This is a genomic window from Streptomyces sp. GC420, from assembly GCF_009916105.1.
Lineage (GTDB): Bacteria > Actinomycetota > Actinomycetes > Streptomycetales > Streptomycetaceae > Streptomyces.
Map to the genome: position 1 here is coordinate 1 of NZ_JAAAXQ010000369.1, position 7632 is coordinate 7632.

Here is a 7632-nt window from a genome sequence, read left to right on the forward strand (position 1 = left end):
GATCCGGACGCCCCTTCCGCACGTCGGCCCGCCGGCCTACGGGAACCAGCCGCCCGGCCCCGAGTTGCCGTTCGCGTTGCCGTTCGTCGTCGTACCGGTCGTCGTGCCCGTGGTCGTCGTGCCGGTCGTGACTCCGCCGTCCGTCGTCGTGCCGCCGTTGTCACCGCCGCCGAGGAGGTCCGGCGGAATGGTGATGCCGGGGAACGGGTCCTCCTGGCCGCCGTTCTGGTTGCCGCGGTTGTCGCCGGGCTTGTTGTCGCGCCGGTCGTCGTCCTCGTCCTTCTCCTTCTCCGTCCGGCCGCGCGGCACGGAGATCGGGTTGAAGGACGGGGTGTCGGAGGCGTCCAGCGCCCCGGTCATCGCTATCCGCCAGATGGGGCCGGGGAGGCAGCCGCCGCAGACCTTGTCGTAGTACGTGCCGCCGATGGTGATGTTGTACATCGACGCCTTCTCACCGACGTCGTCGCCGACCCACACCGCGGTGGAGAGGTTGGGGGTGTACCCCACGAACCAGGCGTCCTTGCGGTCGTTCGTCGTACCGGTCTTGCCCGCGTTGTCGCGGTCGCTCAGGCCGGCCTGGGTACCGGTGCCGTCCTCGACCACGCCCTTGAGCATCTGGTTTATGGTGTCGGCGGTCTGCTCGCTCATCGCCCGCGAGCACGAGGTCTCCGGCACCTCGATCTTCTTGTCGTCCGCCGTGGTGATGGACTCGATCGCTATCGGGGTGCAGTATGTGCCGCGGTTCGCGAAGGTGGCGTAGGTGGCAGCCATGGAGAGCGGGGTGCTCTCCTCACCGCCCAGGGTGATCGAGGGGTTCTGGCCGATGTCCTTGCCGTCGCCCCGCTGGTAGCCCATCTTCCTCGCCATCTGGACGGTGTCGCAGAGTCCGGCCTTCTGCTCCAGCATGGCGAAGTAGGTGTTGATGGACTTGCCGAGCGCGCTCGTCATGTCCCAGGCGCCCTTCTCGGACTCCAGCTCGTTCTGCAGGTCCCAGTTGCCGCTGCCGGCCGGGGAGCCCTTGCAGTTGGTGAAGGAGTTCATGGGGAGCGAGAGCTTCCACCCGCTCGAGAAGACCTGCGCCGGGCTGAGGCCCTTCTCCAGGGCCGCCGCGGCCGTTATCGGCTTGAAGGTCGAACCGACCTGGAAGCCGTACGTCGTGCCGCCCATCTTGCTGTCGACGGCCAGGTTCAGCACCGTCTCGTGCTTGGTCTGGTCCAGGCCGTACGGGCGCGACTGGGCCATGGAGAGGATCTTGCCGGAGCCGGGCTGGACCTGCACCACCGCGGCCGCGACCTTGTCGCTCTTGTAGACCTTCGATGTGGCCGCCTCGTTGGCGGCCTCCTGCGCGCGCGGGCTCAGGGTGGTCTTGACGGTCAGGCCACCGAGGTTCCAGAGCTTCTTGCGCTCCTCCTCCGTCTTCCCGAAGGCCGGGTCATTGAGGATGACCTTGCGCACGTAGTCGCAGAAGAAGCCGGCGCCGTCCACGGCCGTGATGCAGCCGTTCTTGGGCCGACTGATCTTCAGCCCGAGTTTCGACTCCTTGGCCTTGGCGGCCTCCGCCGGCGTGATGTCACCGACCTCGGCCATCCGCTGGAGGACGACGTTGCGCCGCTTGACGGCCTCCTCGGGGTCGTTCACCGGGTCGAACCGGCTCGGCGACTGCACGATGCCGGCGAGCAGCGCCGCCTCGCTGAGCTTCAGGTCCGCGGCGGACTTGGAGAAGTACCGCCGGGAGGCGGCCTCGACGCCGTACGCCTGCTGGCCGAAGAACGTGATGTTGAGGTAGTTCTCCAGGATCTTCTTCTTGCCGAGTTCCTCCTCGACCTGGATCGCGTACTTCAGCTCCTGGATCTTGCGGCCGAGCGTCTGCTGGGTGGCCTGGGCGACCTTGTCGGCATCGTCACCGGCCTCCTCCACGAAGACGTTCTTCACGTACTGCTGGGTGAGGGTGGAGGCGCCCTCCGACACCTCGCCCGCCTGCGCGTTCTTGTTGAGCGCTCGGAGCACGCCCTTCAGGTCGATCGCCCCGTGCTCGTAGAAGCGCGAGTCCTCGATCGCGACGATCGCCTTCTGCATGTACGGCGAGATCTTCTTCAGGGGCACGACCGTACGGTCACGTGAGTAGACCGTGGCGATCTGGCCGCCCTCTGAGTCGAGGATCGTCGTGCGCTGGCTGAGCGGCGGGGTCTTGAGGTTTGCGGGGATCTCGTCGAATCCCTCGACCGTTCCCTTGGCCGCAAGTCCCAGCGCTCCGAACGCGGGCAGGGCGATGCCTGCGAGCACGGCCCCGGAGAGCATGCTGACTCCGAGGAACTTGGCGGCCTGCTGGGTCTTCGTGAGACCCCCGCCGGAGGGCTTGTTTGGCATGGGGGCAGCCTAATCCGTAGTTATGAGCGTTCTGCAGTAGCGGGTGCTTCTCGGAGCGTTCGAGTACCAGACCGTGACATCCAAGGGCAGCCGGGCCGTCGAGGCCTCAACGTAGACCGGGTGCGTGGTCGTGGTGCTCATGGTGGTGGCGGTCACGTGGGCGCCACAGCGTCTCGCGCAAGAAGTCCGACCCCGGCGACGCCTTGGTCCTCGCCAACATCCTCCGCACCGACATGCACGCCCACAGGCCCCTGCCCGACGACTCCGACCTCGGCCGCGCGATCACCGTCCTGGCCCGCGCCCAGCAGGACTCTTTGTGGAACCGGCAGCAGCTCGCCAACCAGCTCCGGTCCCTGCTGCGCGAGTACTACCCGGCCGCGCTGGCCGCCTTCGCCGCCTGGACCAACGGTCTGTGCCGGCCCGAGGCCCGCGAGCTTCTCAAGACCGCCCCAACCCCTGCGCGGGCCGCACGGTTGACCCGCACCCAGATCCAGGCCGCGCTCAAGCGAGCCGGTCGCCAGCGCGGCATCGAAGCCGAGGGCGACCGCCTCCGCGAGGTCTTCCGGGCCGAATGGGCCCACCAGCCGCCGCTGGTCGAGGACGCGCTCGGCAAGCAGATGCTCGCCCTCCTCATCCAGCTGGACGCCGCCTGCACCGCCGCCGACCAGCTTGCCGAAGCGGTGGAAGAAGCCTTCCCGAGGCACCCGGACGCCGAGATCCTGCTGAGCTTCCCCGGCCTCGGCATCCAGCTCGCCGCCCGAGTCCTGGCCGAGATCGGCGACGACCGCACCCGCTTCGCCGACGCCCGCGGCCTCAAGGCCTACGCCGGGTCCTCGCCTATCACCCGTGCCTCCGGCACGAAGTCCGCCATCACCAGACGCTGGGTGAAGAACGACCGGCTCAACCACGCCGGCTACCTCTGGGCCTTCGCCTCCCTCCGGGCATCCACGGGGGCCAACGCCCACTACCGCCGCCGACGCGAACAAGGCGACTGGCACGCAGCCGCCCAGCGCAACCTCTTCAACCGCATGATCGGACAGCTCTACCACTGCCTCCAGAAGCGCGAGCTCTTCGACGAACAGTCCGCGTTCCCCGCACTGCCCACGTCCTTGGAGGCAGCAGCTGCCTGAGCCAGGGCCAGGCGAGCTCCTACCAACCCATGTCTCGGGCCACAGCCTCCTGCGCGGCGGCGATCTCCTCCTCGGTCGAACTGGCGATGTCGGCATCGACGTCGCTCTTCAGCCGAGTGAGCAGGTCCATCAGGGCCTGCTTCTGCGCGGGGTGTGTGATGGGGACCGTGTTGAGATCGGTAGTCATCAACCAGTCGAACAGGACGACAGCATCGGCATGCCAAAGCGGCACGGTCACCGTCGGCAGATCGGAATCCATGGCGCTCATCGTGCCTCGTTGAGCAACTCCACGACCGCGCCGTGTTCGGAGGACTCATCCCCTGGACTTGACGGCGTAGCAACGTGAGGTGTCTACGTTCTCAATCGCCGGACAGGTGTACAGGCGTTGGCCTAAGCTGGTCACAGCTGTCACGGCGTGGCCGGTTTCCGGGGGGTTCGGGGTGTCCCTCCGAAGGCCGAAGTGACCAGTCCGTGACAGGCGCCTGTCCTCCGAACGTGCATCCGGCCGGGAAAGTGCCCGTGCCCGAATCCACCGCATGCGTCACCCGGTGTTCTCCGTCGCGGGGCCGTGAACCGGGCCGGCGCACGGACGCAAGTCAACTGAAGTCAAGAGGATCGTCCTGGTTCGCCGGGATTGTCGCGCATGTCCTCAGCTCACTCCGTTGGGTGATCTGCCGCGTACCCATAGTCCGTTCGGGCCATTCAAGATTGGGCCCGAAGGGGGTGTTGCGCTGTGCCCACCTTCCGTAACGTCCTCAACTGGCAGCGGTGAATATGCCGCTGCCGCCGTGGGGGAGCCTCGATTCGGGAGAGGACGGCGCCGGCATGGGCTGGGTAACCGACTGGAGTGCGCAGGCGGCCTGCCGCACTACCGATCCGGACGAACTGTTCGTACAAGGAGCGGCGCAGAACAGGGCCAAGGCGGTGTGCACCGGGTGCCCGGTGCGGACCGAGTGCCTGGCTGATGCGCTCGACAATCGCGTCGAATTCGGCGTATGGGGTGGTATGACCGAGCGGGAACGTCGCGCACTGTTGCGCCGGCGACCCACTGTGACGTCCTGGAGGCGTCTGCTGGAGACCGCGCGCTCGGAATACGAGCGCGGCGCGGGAATCCTGCCCGTGACGGGCGAGGAGGACGAGGTGTTCGAGAGGTACGCGGCGGTGGGTTAGCGCGCGACGCGCGCGCCGGGCGGGAAGCACGGCCCTGGGAGGTGCGGTCCAGGGGCCCAGGAAGCCACGTACGGCGCCGAGTTCGGGGGAGCTCGGCGTTTACCGGGTCGGGTCACGTCGGCCCGTGTTCGCCGGCGTGTGATCCCTGTTTCATGAGTGCTCGGTCCGAGCGGTCTCGCTGCCCGCGCCCCGCGCCCTCGTCCGTCCGAGGTCTGAGGCCCCTCAGGCGGCTCCGGAGGGTGCGCGACCGGCCGCGAGGCGGTCACCGATGTCCCGCAGCCCGACCAGGTCGTGCACATCACCCGGCAGGGCGGCCACTTCGGCCACGGGAACCTCGGGGTGCAGGGCGGTGAAACGGTCGCGTGTGCGTTCCTCGCGCGCGACCACCTGCATGCGTTCGGCGTGCAGCCGCAGCAGGGCGGCGGTCAACTCCTCGACGCTCCGGGCAGGTTCGCCGGGCACTTCGAGAACATCGGGAGAAGCGGAGTCGTCGGGAGCTGGTTCGGGAGATACGGCCCTGGAGTCGCGGGAGTCACGAAGACCAGCTTTCCCGGCCACCTGATCCACAATGCGGCTCGCGTCAAGATTTTCTGTGCCGTCCGGGTCGCCGGGACCGGCCGGGGTCTCGGAGCCGTACCCGTACCCGTCGAGGTCCTCCGCGGCGGCCAGCGCCCGCTCGGCCGGCAAGTGGGCGGCCCCGCTGCCGTGCACCCGGTTCAGTACCAGCCCGGCCAGCGGCATCCGCTCCTCCTCCAGCCGCTCGACGAAGTACGCCGCCTCGCGCAGCGCGTCCCGCTCCGGGGCGGCGACCACGAGGAAGGCCGTGCCGGGGGCCTGGAGCAGCTGGTACGTGGCGTCGGCGCGGGACCGGAAACCGCCGAACATCGAGTCCATGGCGGTCACGAACATCTGGACGTCCCGCAGGAACTGGCCGCCCAGCAGCTTGCCCAGCGTCCCCGTCATCATCGACATCCCGACGTTGAGGAACTTCATACCGGCCCGGCCGCCCACCTTCGCGGGTGCCATCAGGACGCGGATGAACTTGCCGTCCAGGAAGGAGCCGAGCCGCTTCGGGGCGTCCAGGAAGTCCAGCGCGGAACGGGACGGTGGCGTGTCGACGACGATCAGGTCCCACTCGTCACGGGCCCGCAACTGCCCCAGCTTCTCCATCGCCATGTACTCCTGCGTGCCCGCGAAACCGGCCGACAGGGACTGGTAGAAGGGGTTGTCCAGGATCGCGCGGGCCCGCTCTCCGTCCGCGTGCGCCTCGACGATCTCGTCGAAGGTGCGCTTCATGTCCAGCATCATCGCTTGGAGTTCGCCGGGGCCCTTGACCCCCTCGACCTTCCTCGGCGTGTTGTCCAGGGCGTCGATCCCCATGGACTGGGCGAGCCTGCGGGCCGGGTCGATGGTGAGGACCACCACCTTGCGTCCCCGCTCGGCCGCGCGCACACCGAGCGCGGCAGCCGTCGTCGTCTTGCCGACGCCGCCCGCACCACAGCAGACGATGATCCGCGTCTTCGGGTCGTCGACCAAGGGGTCGATCTTCAGCTCGGGTGCGGACGCCACGTTCATGCCGTCGTCTCCTGAATCACGTTCCTGTGCGCTGCCGTGCAGACGCGCCGACAGGGGGTTACCGCCGGGGCGCCGCACGCCCGCAGCCGCGCGATCCGGCTCACCCCGAATCGCCCGCATCCGCTGAATTGCCCGTACTCGCTGAATTGCCCGTACTCACTCCGGCTCACGACGGCTCACCACTGCTCGCGCAGTTCGCGGGCCAGCCGGTACAGCCCGGCCAGGTCCACGCCGTCGGGCAACAGCTCCAGCTCCCGCACCGGGACGCCGAGCCCGGCGAGCACGGCCCGCTGCTCCTCCTCCAGAGCCACCCGCTCCGCGTGTTCCGATGCCTCTTCCAGCAGCGGGTCCACCAGCCGCTCGGCGAGCCCGCCGCGCCGCGCCCCGCCCAGCCCGGCCGCCGAGAGTGCCTTGGCGATGTCCGCGCGCCGCGCGCCGAGCCCGTTCAGGTGGTCCTCGCCCAGCACCTTGGGCCGCACCATGTTGACGATCACCCGGCCGACGGGCAGGCCGGCTGCACGCAGGTCCGCGATACCGTCCGCGGTCTCCTGGACCGGCATCTCCTCCAGCAGGGTCACCAAGTGCACCTCCGTCTCGGGGGACTTGAGGACCCGCATCACGGCCTGGGCCTGATTGTGTATCGGGCCGATCTTCGCCAGGCCCGCCACCTCCGTGTTGACGTTCAGGAACCGCGTGATCCGGCCGGTCGGCGGGGCGTCCATCACCACGTGGTCGTACACGTACCGGCCGTCCTTGCCCTTCCGGCGCACCGCCTCGCAGGCCTTGCCGGTCAGCAGCACGTCCCGTACACCCGGGGCGATGGTCGTCGCGAAGTCGATCGCGCCGATCTTGCGCAGGGCGCGGCCCGCGCCGCCCAGCTTGTAGAACATCTGGAGGTAGTCGAGCAGGGCCAGTTCCGCGTCCATGGCCAGCGCGAACACCTCACCCCCGCCCGGCGCGACGGCGATCTTCCGCTCCTCGTACGGCAGCGGTTCCGTCTCGAAGAGCTGCGCGATGCCCTGCCTGCCCTCGACCTCGACGAGGAGAGTGCGTTTGCCCTCGGTCGCGAGGGCGAGCGCGAGAGCGGCGGCGACCGTGGTCTTTCCGGTCCCGCCCTTGCCGCTGACGACCTGGAGCCTGCTCACGTATTCGAGCCTAACCAGTAAGGCCGTGGCCTAAGCAGGGGGTGTGGTCCGGGAGTGGTCCGGAGGTGGTCCGCGGACGCACCGGACGCCGCTCCTCAGCGGGCAAACCCCGACCGACGCGGCACTCGGCCGGCGGCAGTCCCGTCGACTCCCCCGCCGCCTGGAAGGCCTCCTCCACCACGTGCCGGGGGAGGTCGCCCCACGCGACGAACCGCCCCACCTTCAGCGCGGACCGGTACAACGTG

5 protein-coding genes and 2 pseudogenes are annotated in these 7632 nt (G+C 68.9%); 2 read left to right on the forward strand and 5 right to left on the reverse strand.

Going from position 1 to position 7632, the window contains the following annotated elements; translation table 11 throughout:
- Positions 1–36: 36 nt before the first annotated feature.
- Positions 37–2367: a transglycosylase domain-containing protein gene (locus GUY61_RS31260; protein WP_166633616.1), complete on the reverse strand. Its 2331-nt coding sequence runs from the start codon at positions 2365–2367 to the stop codon at positions 37–39.
- A gap of 149 nt (positions 2368–2516) precedes the next feature.
- Between GUY61_RS31260 and GUY61_RS31265 the strand changes: the two are divergent.
- Positions 2517–3497 (forward strand): annotated as a pseudogene (locus tag GUY61_RS31265) (transposase); the annotation flags it as partial.
- Positions 3498–3516: 19 nt separating this feature from the next.
- Here the strand turns inward: GUY61_RS31265 and GUY61_RS31270 are convergent.
- Positions 3517–3756, reverse strand: coding sequence for a hypothetical protein (locus tag GUY61_RS31270; RefSeq protein ID WP_166633617.1), 240 nt, complete (start codon positions 3754–3756; stop codon positions 3517–3519).
- A gap of 566 nt (positions 3757–4322) precedes the next feature.
- Between GUY61_RS31270 and GUY61_RS31280 the strand changes: the two genes are divergently transcribed.
- On the forward strand, positions 4323–4667 hold the full coding sequence (locus GUY61_RS31280; RefSeq protein ID WP_208106687.1) for a WhiB family transcriptional regulator: 345 nt from the start codon (positions 4323–4325) through the stop codon (positions 4665–4667).
- A gap of 222 nt (positions 4668–4889) precedes the next feature.
- Here the strand turns inward: GUY61_RS31280 and GUY61_RS31285 are convergent, their stop codons facing one another.
- The 3 genes and pseudogenes from GUY61_RS31285 to GUY61_RS40720 form a co-directional block, all read right to left on the reverse strand.
- Positions 4890–6242 (reverse strand): ArsA family ATPase, encoded by a 1353-nt coding sequence (locus GUY61_RS31285; protein WP_166633618.1) that lies wholly within the window; start codon positions 6240–6242, stop codon positions 4890–4892.
- A 176-nt stretch (positions 6243–6418) separates the two neighbouring features.
- Positions 6419–7387, reverse strand: coding sequence for an ArsA-related P-loop ATPase (locus tag GUY61_RS31290; RefSeq protein WP_166633619.1), 969 nt, complete (start codon positions 7385–7387; stop codon positions 6419–6421).
- A 10-nt stretch (positions 7388–7397) separates the two neighbouring features.
- A pseudogene (locus tag GUY61_RS40720) lies at positions 7398–7632 on the reverse strand (hypothetical protein); the annotation flags it as partial.

Coding starts and splice junctions, on each gene's coding strand:
- GUY61_RS31280 (WP_208106687.1), top strand. CDS start 4,323: ATGGGCTGGGTAACCGACTGGAGTGCGCAGGCGGCCTGCCGCACTACC.
- GUY61_RS31270 (WP_166633617.1), bottom strand. CDS start 3,756: ATGGATTCCGATCTGCCGACGGTGACCGTGCCGCTTTGGCATGCCGAT.
- GUY61_RS31260 (WP_166633616.1), bottom strand. CDS start 2,367: ATGCCAAACAAGCCCTCCGGCGGGGGTCTCACGAAGACCCAGCAGGCC.
- GUY61_RS31285 (WP_166633618.1), bottom strand. CDS start 6,242: ATGAACGTGGCGTCCGCACCCGAGCTGAAGATCGACCCCTTGGTCGAC.